Here is a 15,967-nt window from a genome sequence, read left to right as displayed (position 1 = left end):
AAGGAAATCAGCCCGCGCGGCGGGACTGCGCCTGCGGCGCCAGATGCGCCAGCAGGTCCAGCAGCTTGCCGCGGTTGACGGGTTTGCTCATGAATTCGTCCATACCAGCAGCAAGACAGGCCTCGCGGTCAGAGTCAAAAGCGTTTGCCGTCAGCGCGACAATCGCGGGCTGCGGCCGCGCCAGGGCGCGGATCGCGCGGGTGGCGTCCAGCCCGTCCATCTCCGGCATCGACATATCCATCAGGATGATATCCGGCGCAAACGCCTCAAACTGCGCCACTGCTTCGCGGCCGTTCTGGGCAAAAGCCACCTCCGCCGGGGTGGGCAGCAGAAATTTCTCCATCAGAACACGGTTCACGGCATTATCCTCCGCCACCAGCACCCGCAGCCCCTCCAGCGCGGCAGAACTGCCAGCCTGCGGCGTTGCGGCGGGGGCTGCTGCCGGCTCTGCCCGCGGCGGATCCAGGTGAAGCCGCACGGTAAAGCAGGACCCAAGCCCCAGGTCGGAGGTCACCGAAATGCTGCCGCCCATCGCCTCAGCCAGGCGGCGGGAAATGGCGAGCCCGAGGCCGGTGCCGCCAAAGCGGCGGCTGATTGCGGCATCCGCCTGGGAGAACCGTTCGAACACTTTGGAGAGCATTTCCCTGGGGATGCCGATCCCGGTGTCTGTGACCGAGAAGACCAGGCCGGTCCCCTGCCCCGCCGGTTCGGCATCCAGCGTCACCTGCACCTGGCCGTGTTCGGTGAACTTGATCGCATTGCCGGCAAGGTTCAGCAGGATCTGGCGGATCCGCCGGTCATCGCCGTGCAGCTGCGCGGGCACACGCTCCTTGATGTCCAGAAGGAGGTCCAGCCCCTTGGCCTCCGCCTGGGCCGTCAGCAGGCGCATGGTGTCTTCGAAGCAGGCGCGCGGGTCGAAATCGGTGCAGCTGAGGCTGACCCCCTCGGCATCCATTTTGGAGACGTCCAGGACATCATTGATCAGCGCCAGCAGGGTATCCGCCGAGCTGAGAATGGCGCCGGCATAAAGCTCCTGCTCTTCGTTCAGGCCGCTGTCGCGCAGCAGCTGGGCCATGCCGATCACCCCGTTCATCGGGGTGCGGATCTCGTGGCTCATGGTGGCCAGAAAGTCCGCCTTGGCGCGGGCGCCTTCCTCAGCCGCGATCCGCGCCTGCTCCAGCTGCCGGGCATGTTCCTTGGCGGCGGAAATGTCGCGTTCCACCGCGATCAGGGTCTCCATCTCCCCGGCGCTGTTCAGCATCGGCACCTGGCTGGTCTCGATCCAGATGTGCTGCCCGTCCTTGCGCCGGTTGCAGATTTCCACCCGCACCGGCCGGGCCTCGCGGACGCTGTCCCGCAGCAGGCGGATGGTTGCGGCGTCGGTCCGGCCGCTGTTCAGCAGATCGCCGGGCAGCTGGCCCAGCGCCTCGCCGAAGGAATAACCGGTGAGGCGGGTAAAACTGTCATTGACCCAGGTGATCCGCCCCTGGCGGTCCATCAGCATCACGCTGTCATTGGCGTTTTCCGCCACCAGCGCCAGGCGCTTGGCCTCCATCTGCTGATCAGAGAGTTCAGCATAGGCGGCTTCCAGCTCCTGCTGCTGCTGGGCCTGGGCCAGCATATTGCTGCGCGTCCGGCTGAAGTTGCGCCTGACAAAGCCCAGAAACCACAGATACGAGGTATAAAACACCAGCAGCCCTGCCAGGTGCAGCTGATAGGAGGCCGCCAGTTCCGGGGACTGGAGGATTTCGAAGGCCAGGAAGGCAAGCGGCATCGCCGCATAGGTGACCAGCTTGGCGACGACGGCCTGCGGATGGTAGGGCAGCACCAGCCCGGCATTGATTGCCGAGCCCAGAAGCAGGCCGACGGTAAACAGCGGCTCTGCATGGACCTGCGGCTGCAGGGACTGGAATTCAACCCAGAACGGAAGCGAGGCAGCCGCGCTGAGCGCCAGCGCGTGCAGGAGGGCGGTCAGTGCTGTCAGCAGCCGCAAGGCCCGCTCGCTCATCCCGCGGCTGGCCAGGTATCCGGCCCGGTGCAGCAGCAGGCAATCCGCCGCATCGCCGGCGCAGGTCACGGCATAGGCCAGCAGCGCATACTGGAAGGGGACGATCAGCCCCAGCACAAGAAAGGCCAGCGCCATGTACAGCTGGCGGCCCCAGAACATCCGCACGCGGCCGCGGGCATAGCGCAGCAGCAGCTCGAGCGAGCCGTACCGCTTGTCGTAGCTGGCCAGCGGGCCGGTGGCGGCCCCGTCCGAAATATCCATCAAAACGCCTTGCCGTCGGTGTGCCGGCCCAGTTTAAGCCGGGTATTGTTAATAAATCGGCAAATCAACTCAGGATTGAAGCACAATTCCCGCCTCTTTCATCTGATCCAGCGCCGCCTGCAGCGAGCCATCCAGATCAATCGCCCGGCAGGCGGCCAGATCAACCGTGACCTCAAACCCAAGCCGGGCCGCGTCCAGCGCCGTGAAGGCAACGCAAAAGTCGGTGGCAAGCCCGGCCAGGGCCAGCCGCGTGATGCCCCGGCTGCGGAGGTATCCTTCCAGTCCGGTGGGCGTGGTCTTGTCGTTTTCGAAAAAGCCGGAATAGCTGTCGATCGCGGGGCGGAACCCCTTGCGGATAATCAGGTCGCCATCGGTGCGCAGATCCTTGTGAAAGGCCGCCCCGCCGGTGCCCTGCACGCAGTGATCGGGCCACAGAACCTGGGTGCCATAGGGCATCTCCACCGTTTCGAACGGGGCCTTGCCCGGGTGCGCGGAGGCGAAGGAGGAATGCCCCGCCGGGTGCCAGTCCTGGGTCAGAATCACCGTCTCGAACTGCGCCATCATGGCGTTGATGGGGGCCACCACTTCGTCCCCGCCGGGCACCGCCAGCGCCCCGCCCGGACAGAAGTCATTCTGCACATCCACAACGATCAGGGCCTGGGTCATCGGCAACTCCTTTGCTGGCTTGCACAATTTGTAACGGCACAAGTGCCGCTTGGGAACTGCCGCTGGCGGGCGGCGGGCTGACGCAGGCGAAAACATACATGCCAAGCCCTTGTTTTATTGGCCCCGCGCAGGAGGTTCTTGGTCTTGAAAACCGCGCGCCATGGTTCTAAGGCCGGGGCATGTACACGATTGCTGCCCTCTATCACTTCACCCGTTTCCCTGATCCCGCCGCCATCCGCCCGGCGCTCTTGGACCTGTGCCAGGCGCAGGGCGTCAAAGGCTCGCTGCTGCTGGCGCAGGAGGGGATCAATGGCACCATCGCAGGCCCGAGGGCCGGCATTGATGCGGTGCTCGCCCATATCAAATCCCTGCCCGGCTGCGCGGGGCTGGAATGGAAAGAGGCCACTGCGGCAGAGCCGCCCTTTGGAAAGATGAAGGTGCGGCTGAAGAAAGAGATCGTCACCATGGGCCAGCCGGACGTGGATCCGCAGGCCTCGGTCGGGCATTACGTCGAGCCGGAGGAGTGGAACGACCTGATCCGGCAGGACGATGTGGTGCTGATCGACACCCGCAACGATTACGAAGTGGCGATCGGCACCTTTGAAGGCGCGATCGACCCCAAGACCGAGAGCTTCCGCGATTTCCCCGCCTGGTGGGAGGAGAACAAGGACCGCTTCCACAACAAGCGTGTTGCGATGTTCTGCACCGGCGGCATCCGCTGCGAGAAGTCGACCAACTACCTGCTCGGACAGGGGGTGGAGGACGTCTATCACCTGAAGGGCGGCATCCTGCGCTACCTGGAGGAAATGCCCGCGGAAAACAGCACCTGGGAAGGCGAATGCTTTGTCTTCGACAACCGGGTGTCGGTCGGCCACGGGCTGGTCGAAGGCCCGCATGAGCTGTGCCACGGCTGCCGCCGCCCGATCCTGCCGGAAGACAAGGCGCGGCCTGAATTCGAGCAGGGCGTCAGCTGCCACCTGTGCATCGATCAGACCTCGGAAGAGGACAAGGTGCGGTTCCGCGAGCGGCAGAAGCAGATGAAGCTGGCGCGGGAGCGCGGCGAAGACCATCTGGGCAGCATCCCGCTGTAAGCCTGAGCCTGAAAACAGGCACGAAAAAGGCCGCTGCCCATCGGGACAGCGGCCTTCTCGTGTTTTTTGGGCTGGCAGCGTCAGTTGCCGTTCAGACCCAGATAGCTGCGGGTGCTGGCCAGGAGACCCTCGCCATGGGCCGGGGCCAGCAGGCCTGCGTGATCCTCGCCTTCGGCTGCGGCCATGTCGGGCAACTGGTGGGCGATGCCCTTGTGGCAGCTGATGCAGGTCTTCTCGCCGGTGAACAGGAAGCGCTCATGCGCGTCCGCCGCCCGCTTGGACTGGCGGGTGATGTCCATCGATTCGTCCGAGTGGCAGTTGCGGCATTCCAAGCTGTCATTCGCCTCAAGCCGCGCCCATTCGTGCTGCGCCAGCTCCAGCCGGTGCTCCAGGAACTTCTCCCGGGTGTTGATGGTGCCGAAGATCTTGCCCCAGACTTCCTTGGAGGCCTGCATCTTGCGGGCGATCTTGTTGGTCCAGTTATGCGGCACGTGGCAGTCCGGGCAGGACGCGCGCACGCCGGAGCGATTGGAATAGTGGATTGTCGGCTTCAGCTCCTCGAACACGTTGTCGCGCATTTCGTGGCAGCTGGTGCAGAACGCCTCGGTGTTGGTCACCTCAAGCGCGGTGTTGAAGCCGCCCCAGAAGATGATCCCCATCACAAAGCCGCCCATGGTCAGGAAGCCGAGCGAGAAATAGGCGCTGGGTCGCCTGATGATCCACCAGAGCCGTTTCAGGAAAGCAATCATCAGTCCGCCCCGCCCTGTTTGGAGTGGACGTAATCCAGCACCTTGTCGACATCGACGAACTCATTCTCGACCAGCGGCCGGGCGTTGGTCTGCACCACATGGCACTGGGTGCAGAAATAGCGCCGCGGGCTGACCGCGGCGAGGGTCTGGCCCTCGCGGTTCATGAAGTGGGTGACCGAGATCATCGGTGCCTGGCTGACTTCCACGGCGGTGCGGCTGTGGCAGGTCAGGCATTTGTTGGAGTTCAGATCGACCTGGTAGTTGTCGGTCTTATGCGGGATCAGCGGCGGCTGATCCGGATAGTTGCGCACCTGGCGGATGTCGGTGTTGACGATGCCGGGGATCTGGGTGGCTTCGCCCTCTTCCGCCAGCGGCGCATTGTTGCGCAGCGTGGCGACCTGGTTCTGGGCGAAAGCGGCCGAGGCCAGCAGGATCGGTGCGGCCAGGATGGCGAGACGGAGATGTTTCATGACGGGCCTCACACTGCTTCGATACGGACTGCGCATTTTTTGAAGTCCGTCTGTTTCGAGATCGGGTCGGTGGCATCCAGCGTGACCTTGTTGATCAGCCGGCGCGCATCGAACCAGGGCACAAAGACCAGGCCTTTGGGCGGTTTGTTGCGGCCGCGGGTTTCCACACGGGTGCGGATTTCGCCGCGCCGCGAGATGATCCGCACCTCGGTGCCGCGCCTAAAGCCCTGGGCCTTGGCGTCGTCGGGGTGCATGTAGCAAAGCGCGTCAGGCACCGCCTGATAAAGCTCCGGCACCCGCTGGGTCATCGAGCCGGAGTGCCAGTGCTCCAGCACACGCCCCGTTGCCAGCCACATCGGGTATTCGTCATCCGGGCTTTCCGCCGGCGGCTCATAGGGCAGCGCAAAGATCACCGCCTTGCCGTCTGGCTTGCCGTAGAATTCATAGTCCGCGCCGGGTTTGACGTAGGGATCGGAGCCTTCCTTGAAGCGCCAGAGGGTTTCCTTGCCGTCCACAACCGGCCAGCGCAGGCCGCGCACCTCGTGGTAGGTGTCAAATGGTGCCAGGTCATGCGCCTTGCCGCGTCCGAATTCAGCGTATTCCTCGAACAGGCCCTTTTGGATGTAAAAGCCGAAGTCCTCGGATTCGTGGTTGCCGTATTCGCGGGCCTTCTCGGACAGCTCGTATTTGTCGACCTTGCCGTTGGCGAACAGCACCTCGAACAGGGTCTTGCCCTTGTATTCGGGGTTGGCGTCCAGGATTTCGGCCGGCCAGACCTCATCTGTTGTGAAGCGCTTGGAGAATTCCGCAAGCTGCCACAGGTCGGATTTCGACTCACCCGGCGCGTTGACCAGCTGGTACCAGAACTGGGTGCGGCGTTCGGCGTTGCCGTAGGCGCCTTCCTTTTCCACCCACATGGCGGCGGGCAGGATCAGGTCAGCGGCTTCGGCCGTCACTGTCGGATAGGCGTCCGACACCACGATGAAGTTGTCGGGGTTGCGGTAGCCCGGCAGCCCTTCCTCCATCATGTTGGGGGCAGCCTGCATGTTGTTGTTCACCTGCACCCAGTAGCAGTTGATCTTGCCGTCCTTCAGGTCGCGGTTCTGCTTCACCGCGTGGGAGCCGACCCAGCCCGGAATGGTGCCTTCGGGCAGTTTCCAGATTTTTTCGGCATAGGCGCGGTGTTCCGGGTTCTTGACCACCATGTCGGCGGGCAGACGGTGCGAGAAGGTGCCCACCTCGCGCGCGGTGCCGCAGGCGGAGGGCTGGCCGGTCAGCGAGAACGGCGAGTTGCCGGGAGTGGAGATTTTGCCGGTCAGCAGGTGGATGTTGTAGAGCAGGTTGTTCACCCAGACACCGCGGGTGTGCTGGTTGACGCCCATGGTCCAGAGCGACATCACCTTGGTATCGGGATCGGCGTAGAGCTTGGCGATCTTCTCCAGCGTCTCAGCCGGGACACCGGACATTTCCGCCGCTTTTTCAAGCGTGTATTCGGAAACGAATTCGGCGAATTCCTCAAAGCTCATCGGCTCGGCGCCGCCGGCCTTGTCCGCATTCTCTGCCGCCTGCTCCAGCGGGTGCTCCGGACGCAGGCCATAGCCGATGTCCTGGTTGCCGCGTTTGAAGTTGACGTGCTTGGCGACGAAGTCCTTATGCACTGCATCGTTCTGGATGATGTAGTTGGCGATGTAGTTCAGGATCACCAGGTCGGAGTGCGGGGTGAACACCGCCGGAATGTCCGCCAGGTCGAAGCTGCGGTGGGTGAAGGTCGACAGCACCGCCACCTTGACATGCGGATGGCTGAAGCGGCGGTCGGTGATGCGGGTCCACAGGATCGGGTGCATCTCCGCCATGTTAGAGCCCCACAGCACAAAGGCGTCGGCGTTCTCGAAGTCGTCATAGCAGCCCATCGGCTCGTCGATGCCGAAGGTGCGCATGAAGCCGCCCACGGCAGAGGCCATGCAGTGGCGCGCGTTGGGGTCGATGTTGTTGGAGCGGAAGCCCGCCTTCATCAGCTTGGAGGCTGCATAGCCTTCCCAGACGGTCCACTGGCCGGAGCCGAACATGCCGATGCCCTCGGGGCCCTTCTCGGCCAGGGTCTTTTTCCACTTCTCGGCCATGATGTCGAAGGCCTCGTCCCAGGAGACCGGGGTGAACTCGCCGTTCTTGTCATATTCGCCGCCCGTTTTCCGCAGCAGCGGCTGGGTCAGGCGGTCGGCGCCATACATGATCTTGGACAGGAAGTAGCCCTTGACGCAGTTCAGGCCGCGGTTGACCTCGGCCTGGGTGTCGCCATGGGTGGCGACCACGCGGCCTGCCTTGGTGGCCACCATGATCGAGCAGCCGGTGCCGCAGAAGCGGCAGGCGGCCTTGGACCATTTCAGCTCGGTCACATTGGCGTCGGTGACAAGGTTCTGTGCGGCCGCGGGGATCGGCAGCCCGGCGGCAAGGGCCGCGGCTGCAGCGGCCTGCGCCTTGATGGCGTCACGGCGTGTAAGTCCGGTCATTGGGGGGTTCCTTCCTGAAGGGCGAGTTCCTGGGCATCACAGGTCTGATGGAAGACAAGCGCCGCGCTGGCGACGCCGTCGAGAAGCTGGATTTCGGCCAGGGCATCGCCAATGGCACGGTCACTGTCCGCTTCGAACAAGACGACAATTTTGCCCGAGGGGTCTGTTTGCGAAATCTCGGCGTTCGGCATGGCTTTGATGGTGTCCAGCACGGCGGCCATGCGGGCCGGGTTGCTGCGCACCAGCAGGCTGGAAATATGAACCTCTTTTGTCACCCGTGGCTCCTTTGCTGGCGGGGGTCGCGGATCGCGATGGCGTTGTTGGGACAGGTGGCAAGGCAGGCGCCGCAGCCGGTGCAGGCATCCGCATCAACCTGGATGGCACCCGCCGGGCGGACCGACAGATCCATCCGCAGGGCGCGCGCGTCGCAGATGTCGGTGCACAGCTGGCAGGTGATTCCCGCGGCCAGCAGGCAGCTGCTGCCGATGTCCACGGTCACCGGCCAGGGGGCAGGCTGCGCCAGGTCGAACACGGGTTCCGGGCAGGCCTCAGCGCAGGCCGCGCAAAAGGTGCACTCGCCGCCGCGGAAATTGATCCGCGGGCGGCCCCGGCTGTCGCATTCGATAACCTCTTCCGGGCACGCCTCCACGCAGGCATTGCAGCTGGTGCAATGCGCCTGCACCCGGGCCTCATCGGTCCAGGGGGGGCGGAATTCCGGCTTGGGCCTGGCGACCCGTCCGGTCAGGAAGGCGCGCCGGGAAGGGGCTGTGCTGGCATGGGCTGGCATCGGCCTGGCCTCTTAACCTGCGGGCGGGCCCAGGAAGATCTGGGAGATCCAGATAATCAGGCCGTAACCGCCGACAATTCCCACCGCCAGAACCGGCGCCAGGATGACGGCGAGAAACAGGAAAGTGTTCCGCTCTTCGGCTTTGGTTGGCTGTTCGGACATATGTGCCCTCCTTGGCTCTCACTTTCTCAGCGGAGCAGGCCAGCCAGGAAACGGTCATCTCAGATGCTGTTTTTCCAGGTCGGTCGCGCTTCGCTGGACCGGAGAATGCGGAGGACCAGCGACCGGCACCTTGATCTGAGTCATTTTCTAAGTGGTTGATTTGGAAATTCAAAACATTCAAATAATCAGAAGTAAGATTTGGTTGACCTAGCGCAACCTCTTCTGCTGCTGGTTGTTAAGAATTTCCAAAAGTAGCAACGCGGCGGCCGATCAAACGGCCTGAAGCCTGCGGGCGGCCGCGATCACAGAAGCGGGCAGACCCGTAATGGCGGCGCAAAGCCGCCGCCGGGTCCGAGGCGGGCAGCCCTCACCCGCACGCTCTGCCGGCCCTTGCCCCACAGCCGCAGGCGGTGGGGCAAGGGCTGCAAGGGAGGTTTTAGAAGTCCAGGTTTTCGACGCTGAGGGCGTTTTTCTGGATGAATTCCCGGCGGGGTTCCACGACGTCGCCCATCAGCTTGGTGAACAGGTCATCCGCTTCGACCATATCGTCGACGCGCACCTGCAGCAGCGTGCGGGCGTCCGGGTCCAGGGTGGTTTCCCATAGCTGGTCCGGGTTCATTTCTCCCAGGCCCTTGTAGCGCTGCAGGGTGAGGCCCTTCTCGCCCTCCTCCAGAATCGCCTGCAACAGGCCCAGCGGCCCGTGGATGAGCTGGCTGCGGTCGCGGCGCACCAGTTGGGCGGTGGCACCATAGATTTCCTGCAGGCTCTTGGTGAAGCTGCCGGTCTTGCGGGCCTCGCCGGAGCGCAGCATCGGGCCGTCCAGGGTGCGCACTTCCTCCACCCCGCGCAGGATGCGGGCCAGGCGGATGCCGTGGTCCTGGGTGATCCGGCCCTGCCAGCCGCGCTCGTATTCCAGCGCGATGGCGTCGAGGCGGGTCGCCACTTTGTCAGCAACCCCCTGCAGGTCGGAGTCCACAGCCCCGGGCACAAAGGCGCCGGCCACCGCGGCCTGCTCCAGAATGTGGCGCGGGTAATGGGTCGGGAAGGCATCCAGCACGCGCTTGAGCTGGCGCGCCTCATCCACCACGCGGGTCAGGTCGGCCCCGGCAATCTCGGAGCCGTCGCCCAGTTTCAGCAGCGCGCCATCGACGCCCTGGTTGATCAGATAATCATCCAGCGCCGCCTGATCCTTGAGGTAGACCTCCGACTTGCCGCGCGCGACCTTATAAAGCGGCGGCTGCGCAATGTAGAGGTAGCCGCCCTCGATCAGCTCCGGCATCTGGCGGTAGAAGAAGGTCAGCAGCAGCGTGCGGATGTGGGCACCGTCGACGTCAGCGTCGGTCATGATGACGATCTTGTGGTAGCGCAGCTTGGAGATGTCGAACTCATCCCGGCCGATGCCGGTGCCCAGCGCCATCACCAGGTTGCCGATCTCCTGGCTCGACAGCATCCGGTCGAAGCGCGCCCGTTCCACGTTCAGGATCTTGCCGCGCAGGGGCAGAATCGCCTGGGTCATCCGGTCCCGGCCCGTCTGGGCGGAGCCGCCGGCCGAGTCACCCTCGACCAGGAAGACTTCGGTCTTGGAGGGGTCTTTCTCGGAACAGTCCTTCAGCTTGCCCGCCAGATAGTTCACGTCCATCGCGGTCTTGCGGCGGGTCAGCTCGCGCGCCTTGCGGGCGGCCTCGCGCGCCAGCGCGGCTTCGACGATCTTGCCGACGATCTGCTTTGCCTGGTTGGGGTTTTCCTCGAACCATTCGGCCAGCTTTTCGCCCATCAGGCTCTCCACCACCGGGCGCACCTCGGAGGAGACCAGCTTGTCCTTGGTCTGGCTGGAGAATTTCGGGTCCGGCACTTTGACCGACAGAACACAGGTCAGCCCTTCGCGGGCGTCGTCACCGGTGAAGGAGACCTTCTCCTTCTTGGCGATGCCCGAACTCTGCGCGTAGTTGTTGATGGTCCGGGTCAGCGCACCGCGGAAGCCCGCCACATGGGTGCCGCCATCGCGCTGCGGAATGTTGTTGGTGAAGGGCAGCACCGTCTCATGGTAGCTGTCGTTCCACCACATGGCGATCTCGACGCCGATGTCGTCCTTTTCCCCCACGATGTAGACCGGAGTGTCCATCACCGGGGTCTTGTGCCGGTCAAGGTATTTGACGAACTCCCTGACGCCGCCTTCGTAATAGAGTTCGGCCATGAGCTTCTCCGCCGGGCGTTCGTCCTCCAGAATGATCCGCACACCGGAATTCAGGAAGGCCAGCTCACGCAGGCGTTTTTCCAGCGTCTCGAACGAATACTCCAGATTCGAGAACGTATCGGTCGACGCCATGAACCTGACCTCGGTGCCGGTCCGGTCGCCGCAATCGCCGACCACTTCCAGATGCTTGACGGTATCGCCGCGCTCGAACCGGGCGATGTGTTCCTTGCCGTCGCGCCAGATGCGCAGTTCCAGCCAGTCGGACAGCGCGTTCACCACGGAGACACCCACCCCGTGCAGACCGCCGGACACCTTGTAGGAATTGCTGTCGAACTTACCGCCGGCGTGCAGCTGGGTCATGATGACTTCGGCCGCCGAAACGCCTTCTTCCTCGTGGATGCCCACCGGAATCCCGCGCCCGTTGTCGCTGACGGAGACGCTGGAATCGGCGTGGATCTTGACGGTCACATGGTCGGCGTGGCCTGCCAGCGCTTCGTCGATGCCGTTGTCCACGACCTCATACACCATGTGATGCAGGCCCGAGCCGTCATCCGTGTCCCCGATGTACATGCCGGGGCGCTTGCGAACTGCCTCCAACCCTTTGAGAACCTTGATGGAATCCGCGCCATATTCTGCGGGGGCCTGCTCGTTTCCGGACATTCACATCTTCCTGTCTTAGCTTCGGGATTTTATACGAAGTCTGACCGGGAATGTCACGCGCAACCCCCCTTTTTTCTTGGCAGAATCAAGCCGCTTTGGCCCCCAGCCCGCTTGCCGTTCTAAGCCAGGTTCCGACCTTGGCCTGCGGCGCGTCCGTGGCCGGCGCAAACGTGGTGAACCGCGTGGGTTTGATGCCGACAAAGCCAAGGATTTGGCGGCTGATGAATTTCTTCACCGCGTTGCCGTAGAACAGCCGCAGCCACAGGGAAGGCGTGTCAGAGGTCAGCAGCACCCGGGCGGTCTTGCCGGTCAGCATCGGTGCCGGCAGGCCCATGAAATTGACGTTGCGGGTGTCAAAGGCGCGGCCTGGCAGCAAGGCCCGGTCAAACACCGCTTTCAGCTTGGCCGGCACCGCCCCCCACCACAGCGGCGCGGCCATCACCACGTGCTCCGACCACTCCAGATCCTCCAGAAAGGCGGCCAGATCCGGCTCCAGAGGTTTGGGGTTTTTGTACCCGCTCTGCCCGTAGTCCATATCGAACTGCATCTGCGAGATGTCGTGGCAGCGCACGTGGTGGCCGTTTGCCTCAGCCGCGGCCTGATAGGCGGCGCAGAGCGACTTCGACAACGAGGTTTGGCCAGGGTGGCCGTTCAGAATCAGGATTTTCCGGGAAGACATATCGGGCTCCGCAAGTTAAGTTGACCATGGTCACTTTATTGAACAAAAAATGACCTTGGTCAATTATAAAAATGACCGCGGTCAGTAATGAACTCGTGAGGCTGAGACATGACACGCGCACCGCAGAAACGGCGGCTGGAAACCCGGGCGAAACTGCTGCACGTGGCGGCCGCCATCGTGCAGGAGCAGGGCTACAGCGGATTGCGGGTGGAGGATGTGGTCGCCCGGGCCGGCGTGGCCAAGGGCACCCTGTTTTCCCACTTCAAGGACAAGGACGGGCTGCTGGCGGTCCTGATCGGGGAAGAGGTGACGCGCCTGCTGGACCGGATGGAAGATGAAGGCACCCCCGCAGACGTTGCCGCCCTGACCGCCCGGCTGGCGCCGCATCTGGACTATGTGGCGCAGGACCGGGTGATCTTTGACCTGCTCCTGCGCTATTCAGGCACCACCGCCGCGGAACCGGACGAAGTGGTGGCGGCCAGCTTCATCCGCCAGGTCACCATGCTGACAGGCTGGCTGCAAACCCTTCAGGCATCGGGCAAGGCCCGCCAGGACCAGCCGCCGGACCTGCTGGCGGAAGGCATCCAGGGTTTTCTCAACCATGTGCTGGGGGTGTGGTTCTGCGCCGGGCACGCAAACGACGCATCGCCCGCCCAGGCGCTCGAACCTTATCTGCAGGCCTGGCTGCAGCCGCCCGGCTAGAGGCGGCGCTCAGGTGAACGGAATCACCAGCCCCACCCCGATCAGCAGCCCGCCCGACACCAGGTTGATGCGCCGCCGGATCCGCGGGGAGGTCACCGCGCGCCGCACCCGGTGCACCATGCCCGCCAGCGCCAGGTTGCCGACCAGCGGGATCACGAAGGACAAGGTCACGATCGCAGCCACATCCGGCCAGGAGGTGCCCGACAGGTCAAAGAACCCCGGCAGCACCCCCATGTAGAACAGGATCGCCTTGGGATTGCCCAGGATCGCGGCAATCCCCGCCATGAACCCGGCCCAGACACCGGGCCGGGTGAGCGCCCGGTTTTCCTCTACCGCGTCGCCGGCATGACGGATCAGCAGATACCCCATGCCAAGGAACATCAGGCAGGCCACCCAGCGCAGCGCGGTCATGATGCCAGTGAATTCCGACACCACCCAGGACATGCCCGCCACCGCGATCAGCGGCCACAGGATATCGCCGCAGGCCACCCCCAGCGCCAGCGGCCAGGCCGCCTGGAACCCGCCCGAGACCGAGCGCGCCACCAGCGCCAGCCAGACCGGACCCGGGGTCAGGAACAGGATCAGCAGTGCGCCCGCATAAAGGGTCAGGTCCCAAGGCGTGACGGTCATTTCTGCAAAACCTCCGAGGTGCCGCCGCGGTCGGAGACTTCCAGCATCTGCGCGCGGCCTTCCAGTTCGGCGAACAGCTCCGGCCCGGTGCCGGTCATCCAGGCCTGGGTGCCAAGCGCGCAGATCTCGTCATAAAGCGCGGCCCGGCGGCCCGCGTCCAGATGCGCCGCCACCTCGTCCAGCAGCAGGATCGGCGGCGCCCCCTCGCGCTGCGCCAGCGCCCGCGCGTTGGCCAGGATCAAGGACACCAGCAGCGCCTTCTGCTCTCCGGTGGAGCAATCCTTGGCCGGGATGCCCTTGGCCCGGTAGGTGCCGATCAGGTCGGTCCGGTGCGGCCCCACCAGGGTGCGGCCCGCCGCCAAATCGCGGAACCGGCTTTCCTGCAGCGCCTCTTTGAAATCGGTCTCGGAGGACGGCATGCTGCCCTCCGACTGCAGCAGTTCCAGCTCCGCGGCGGGGAAGGCGGTTTCCGCCTCCGCCTGCGCCTGCTGCAGCAGCTCCACCGCCTGCACCCGCGCCGCATGAATCCGGTGCCCGGCGGCGGCCATGCGGTCCTCCAGAACCCGGTACCAGGCGGCATCGCGCACCTGCTCCTTCAGCAGCCGGTTGCGCTCACGCATCGCTTTTTCATAGGCCAGCGAGGCCTCGGCATGGCCGGGCTCGAAACTCAGCGCGATCCGGTCCAGAAACCGCCGCCGCCCCTCCGCCGCCTCGATCCACAGCCGGTCCATTGCCGGGATCAGCCAGACCACCCGCGCCACCTGCCCCAGCGCCAGCTGGCTGGCGGACTTGTTGTCGATCTTCACCTGCCGGGCAGCGCCGCCCTCGGACCAGGTTTCCACTTCATAGGCCTGCGTGGGCGCCCGCAGCTCCCCCCTCAGCTTCCAGCCCAGCGCTTCCGGCTGGCGCGCCATCTCCGCCGCGCTGGCCCGGCGCAACCCGCGGCCCGGCGAAAACAGCGACACCGCTTCCAGGATGTTGGTCTTGCCCGCACCGTTGTCGCCGCAGATCGCCACCGGCCGCCCGTCCAAACGCAATTCCGCCCGCAAATGCGAGCGGAAATGGGACAGGGTCAAGGCAGTCAGGGCCAGCACGAGGCGCGCTCCCTTTTCATCTTTCAAAAATACTCGCGTCCCGCTGCCCGGCAGGCGGCTTTGCCGCCGAGAGGGGAGGCAGCGCCGTCAGGCGCTTCAGACCCGCATCGGCATGACGACGTAAACGGCACTTTCGTCGTTGCCTTCGCGCATCAGGGTCGGATCACCGGAGGAGTTGAACATGAACACGGCGTTTTCGCGGTCCACCTGGTTGGCAATCTCCAGCAGGTATTTCGCATTAAAGCCGATCTCCAGCCGCTCGTCATTATAGGCAACCGCCAGTTCTTCCTCGGCGGCACCGCTGTCGGGCGCATTGACCGACAGGATCAGACGGTCCTCTTCCAGCTGCAGCTTCACCGCGCGGGAGCGTTCGGAGGAGACGGTGGCAACCCGGTCGACCGCCTGGGCAAACTCGGCCGCATCGACCTCAAGGCGGCGGGTGTTGCCGGCCGGGATCACGCGGGTGTAGTCGGGGAAGGTGCCGTCGATCACCTTGGAGGTCAGGGTGATGTTCGGGGTCGCAAAACGCACCTTGGTTTCAGAGACAGACACGGCAATGTCCATGTCATCCTCGTCCAGCAGCTTGCGCAGCTCGCCCACGGTCTTGCGCGGCACGATCACGCCCGGCATGTCCTCGGCGCCCAGCGGCAGCTCCGCGTCGATGCGGGCCAGGCGGTGGCCATCGGTGGCGACCGCGCGCAAGGCTTTGCCGCCTTCGGCGCCATTGGCAACGTGCAGGTAGACACCGTTCAGGTAATAGCGGGTTTCTTCGGTGGAGATTGCGAATTTCGACTTGTCGAACAGGCGGCGCAGCACTGCGGCCTTGGCGGCGAAATTCGAGTGGTATTCGGACGATGCCATCACCGGGAAATCCTCCCGCGGCAGGGTCGCCAGCGAGAAGTTGGAGCGCCCGGCCTCAACCGCCAGACGGCCGGTTGCGGCGTCAGCGGTCAGCGTCACCAGCGCGCCGTCGGGCAGCTTGCGGACAATCTCGTGCAGGGTGGTGGCGGCCACGGTGGTGGCGCCGGCCCGCTCCACCTGGGCGGGGGCCTTGTCGACCACCTCGATATCCAGGTCGGTGGCACGGAACTGGACGCTGTCGCCCTCGGCTTCGATCAGCACATTCGCCAGAATCGGAATGGTGTTGCGGCGCTCGACCACAGACTGCGCCTGAGCCACAGCCTTGAGAAGCGTGCCGCGTTCGATGCTGATCTTCATATCCCAAATCCTCTTCGTCAGGCCCGTGTCATTGGCCGGGACAAGCAACCTACCTGTTTACCCCTGCCGTACAAGGCTTTTTATGGATT

15 protein-coding genes are annotated in these 15,967 nt (G+C 64.4%); 2 read left to right on the top strand and 13 right to left on the bottom strand.

What is annotated here, in order from left to right:
• Positions 1 to 7 precede the first annotated feature (7 nt).
• Both R2C4_RS19155 and pncA read right to left on the bottom strand, forming a co-directional pair.
• On the bottom strand, positions 8 to 2,269 hold the full coding sequence (locus R2C4_RS19155) for an ATP-binding protein (RefSeq protein ID WP_141891828.1): 2,262 nt from the start codon (positions 2,267 to 2,269) through the stop codon (positions 8 to 10).
• A gap of 69 nt (positions 2,270 to 2,338) precedes the next feature.
• Positions 2,339 to 2,935: a bifunctional nicotinamidase/pyrazinamidase gene (pncA, locus tag R2C4_RS19150; RefSeq protein WP_141891827.1), complete on the bottom strand. Its 597-nt coding sequence runs from the start codon at positions 2,933 to 2,935 to the stop codon at positions 2,339 to 2,341.
• 179 nt (positions 2,936 to 3,114) lie between these two features.
• On the opposite strand from pncA, the gene trhO reads away from it, so the two are divergent.
• On the top strand, positions 3,115 to 4,026 hold the full coding sequence (gene trhO / locus R2C4_RS19145; RefSeq protein ID WP_141891826.1) for an oxygen-dependent tRNA uridine(34) hydroxylase TrhO: 912 nt from the start codon (positions 3,115 to 3,117) through the stop codon (positions 4,024 to 4,026).
• An 80-nt stretch (positions 4,027 to 4,106) separates the two neighbouring features.
• Here the strand turns inward: trhO and R2C4_RS19140 are convergent, their stop codons facing one another.
• From R2C4_RS19140 to R2C4_RS19105, 8 genes are all read right to left on the bottom strand, one after another.
• The gene (locus tag R2C4_RS19140) at positions 4,107 to 4,775 is read right to left on the bottom strand and encodes a NapC/NirT family cytochrome c (protein ID WP_141891825.1); all 669 of its coding nucleotides are present in this window, start codon (positions 4,773 to 4,775) and stop codon (positions 4,107 to 4,109) included.
• The gene (locus tag R2C4_RS19135; protein WP_058285349.1) at positions 4,775 to 5,245 is read right to left on the bottom strand and encodes a nitrate reductase cytochrome c-type subunit; all 471 of its coding nucleotides are present in this window, start codon (positions 5,243 to 5,245) and stop codon (positions 4,775 to 4,777) included. Before R2C4_RS19135 ends, R2C4_RS19140 begins: the two co-directional genes overlap by 1 nt.
• Positions 5,246 to 5,253: 8 nt before the next feature.
• A complete protein-coding gene (napA, locus tag R2C4_RS19130; protein WP_141891824.1) occupies positions 5,254 to 7,752 on the bottom strand; it encodes a nitrate reductase catalytic subunit NapA in 2,499 nt (832 codons plus the stop codon).
• Entirely contained in the window at positions 7,749 to 8,027 is a 279-nt protein-coding gene (locus tag R2C4_RS19125) for a chaperone NapD (protein ID WP_058285347.1), read from the bottom strand. Before R2C4_RS19125 ends, napA begins: the two co-directional genes overlap by 4 nt.
• Entirely contained in the window at positions 8,024 to 8,539 is a 516-nt protein-coding gene (gene napF / locus R2C4_RS19120) for a ferredoxin-type protein NapF (RefSeq protein ID WP_141891823.1), read from the bottom strand. The genes R2C4_RS19125 and napF overlap by 4 nt, the downstream gene beginning before the upstream one ends.
• Positions 8,540 to 8,551: 12 nt before the next feature.
• Positions 8,552 to 8,701, bottom strand: a complete 150-nt coding sequence (gene napE, locus R2C4_RS19115; RefSeq protein ID WP_008553292.1) for a periplasmic nitrate reductase, NapE protein — start codon at positions 8,699 to 8,701, stop codon at positions 8,552 to 8,554.
• A gap of 436 nt (positions 8,702 to 9,137) precedes the next feature.
• On the bottom strand, positions 9,138 to 11,555 hold the full coding sequence (gene gyrB / locus R2C4_RS19110; RefSeq protein ID WP_141891822.1) for a DNA topoisomerase (ATP-hydrolyzing) subunit B: 2,418 nt from the start codon (positions 11,553 to 11,555) through the stop codon (positions 9,138 to 9,140).
• Between the two features lie 85 nt (positions 11,556 to 11,640).
• Positions 11,641 to 12,234, bottom strand: coding sequence for an NAD(P)H-dependent oxidoreductase (locus R2C4_RS19105; protein WP_141891821.1), 594 nt, complete (start codon positions 12,232 to 12,234; stop codon positions 11,641 to 11,643).
• A gap of 108 nt (positions 12,235 to 12,342) precedes the next feature.
• Here R2C4_RS19105 and R2C4_RS19100 point away from each other — a divergent pair, with 108 nt between their 5' ends.
• Positions 12,343 to 12,936 (top strand): TetR/AcrR family transcriptional regulator, encoded by a 594-nt coding sequence (locus R2C4_RS19100; protein WP_141891820.1) that lies wholly within the window; start codon positions 12,343 to 12,345, stop codon positions 12,934 to 12,936.
• Between the two features lie 9 nt (positions 12,937 to 12,945).
• Here R2C4_RS19100 and R2C4_RS19095 read toward each other — a convergent pair whose 3' ends face one another.
• The 3 genes from R2C4_RS19095 to dnaN form a co-directional block, all read right to left on the bottom strand.
• Positions 12,946 to 13,566, bottom strand: coding sequence for a LysE family translocator (locus R2C4_RS19095; protein WP_141891819.1), 621 nt, complete (start codon positions 13,564 to 13,566; stop codon positions 12,946 to 12,948).
• Positions 13,563 to 14,660, bottom strand: coding sequence for a DNA replication/repair protein RecF (gene recF, locus R2C4_RS19090; RefSeq protein ID WP_141891818.1), 1,098 nt, complete (start codon positions 14,658 to 14,660; stop codon positions 13,563 to 13,565). Before recF ends, R2C4_RS19095 begins: the two co-directional genes overlap by 4 nt.
• A gap of 96 nt (positions 14,661 to 14,756) precedes the next feature.
• A complete protein-coding gene (gene dnaN, locus R2C4_RS19085; RefSeq protein ID WP_008555993.1) occupies positions 14,757 to 15,878 on the bottom strand; it encodes a DNA polymerase III subunit beta in 1,122 nt (373 codons plus the stop codon).
• Positions 15,879 to 15,967 lie beyond the last annotated feature (89 nt).

Origin of the sequence: Leisingera aquaemixtae (assembly GCF_006740765.1) — a bacterium.
Classification (GTDB): domain Bacteria; phylum Pseudomonadota; class Alphaproteobacteria; order Rhodobacterales; family Rhodobacteraceae; genus Leisingera; species Leisingera aquaemixtae.
Note: the sequence above shows the minus strand (reverse complement) of the source record. Positions and strands in the feature narration are given on the sequence as shown.

Coding starts and splice junctions, on each gene's coding strand:
- R2C4_RS19155 (WP_141891828.1), bottom strand. CDS start 2,269: ATGGATATTTCGGACGGGGCCGCCACCGGCCCGCTGGCCAGCTACGAC.
- pncA (WP_141891827.1), bottom strand. CDS start 2,935: ATGACCCAGGCCCTGATCGTTGTGGATGTGCAGAATGACTTCTGTCCG.
- trhO (WP_141891826.1), top strand. CDS start 3,115: ATGTACACGATTGCTGCCCTCTATCACTTCACCCGTTTCCCTGATCCC.
- R2C4_RS19140 (WP_141891825.1), bottom strand. CDS start 4,775: ATGATTGCTTTCCTGAAACGGCTCTGGTGGATCATCAGGCGACCCAGC.
- R2C4_RS19135 (WP_058285349.1), bottom strand. CDS start 5,245: ATGAAACATCTCCGTCTCGCCATCCTGGCCGCACCGATCCTGCTGGCC.
- napA (WP_141891824.1), bottom strand. CDS start 7,752: ATGACCGGACTTACACGCCGTGACGCCATCAAGGCGCAGGCCGCTGCA.
- napF (WP_141891823.1), bottom strand. CDS start 8,539: ATGCCAGCCCATGCCAGCACAGCCCCTTCCCGGCGCGCCTTCCTGACC.
- napE (WP_008553292.1), bottom strand. CDS start 8,701: ATGTCCGAACAGCCAACCAAAGCCGAAGAGCGGAACACTTTCCTGTTT.
- gyrB (WP_141891822.1), bottom strand. CDS start 11,555: ATGTCCGGAAACGAGCAGGCCCCCGCAGAATATGGCGCGGATTCCATC.
- R2C4_RS19105 (WP_141891821.1), bottom strand. CDS start 12,234: ATGTCTTCCCGGAAAATCCTGATTCTGAACGGCCACCCTGGCCAAACC.
- R2C4_RS19100 (WP_141891820.1), top strand. CDS start 12,343: ATGACACGCGCACCGCAGAAACGGCGGCTGGAAACCCGGGCGAAACTG.
- R2C4_RS19095 (WP_141891819.1), bottom strand. CDS start 13,566: ATGACCGTCACGCCTTGGGACCTGACCCTTTATGCGGGCGCACTGCTG.
- dnaN (WP_008555993.1), bottom strand. CDS start 15,878: ATGAAGATCAGCATCGAACGCGGCACGCTTCTCAAGGCTGTGGCTCAG.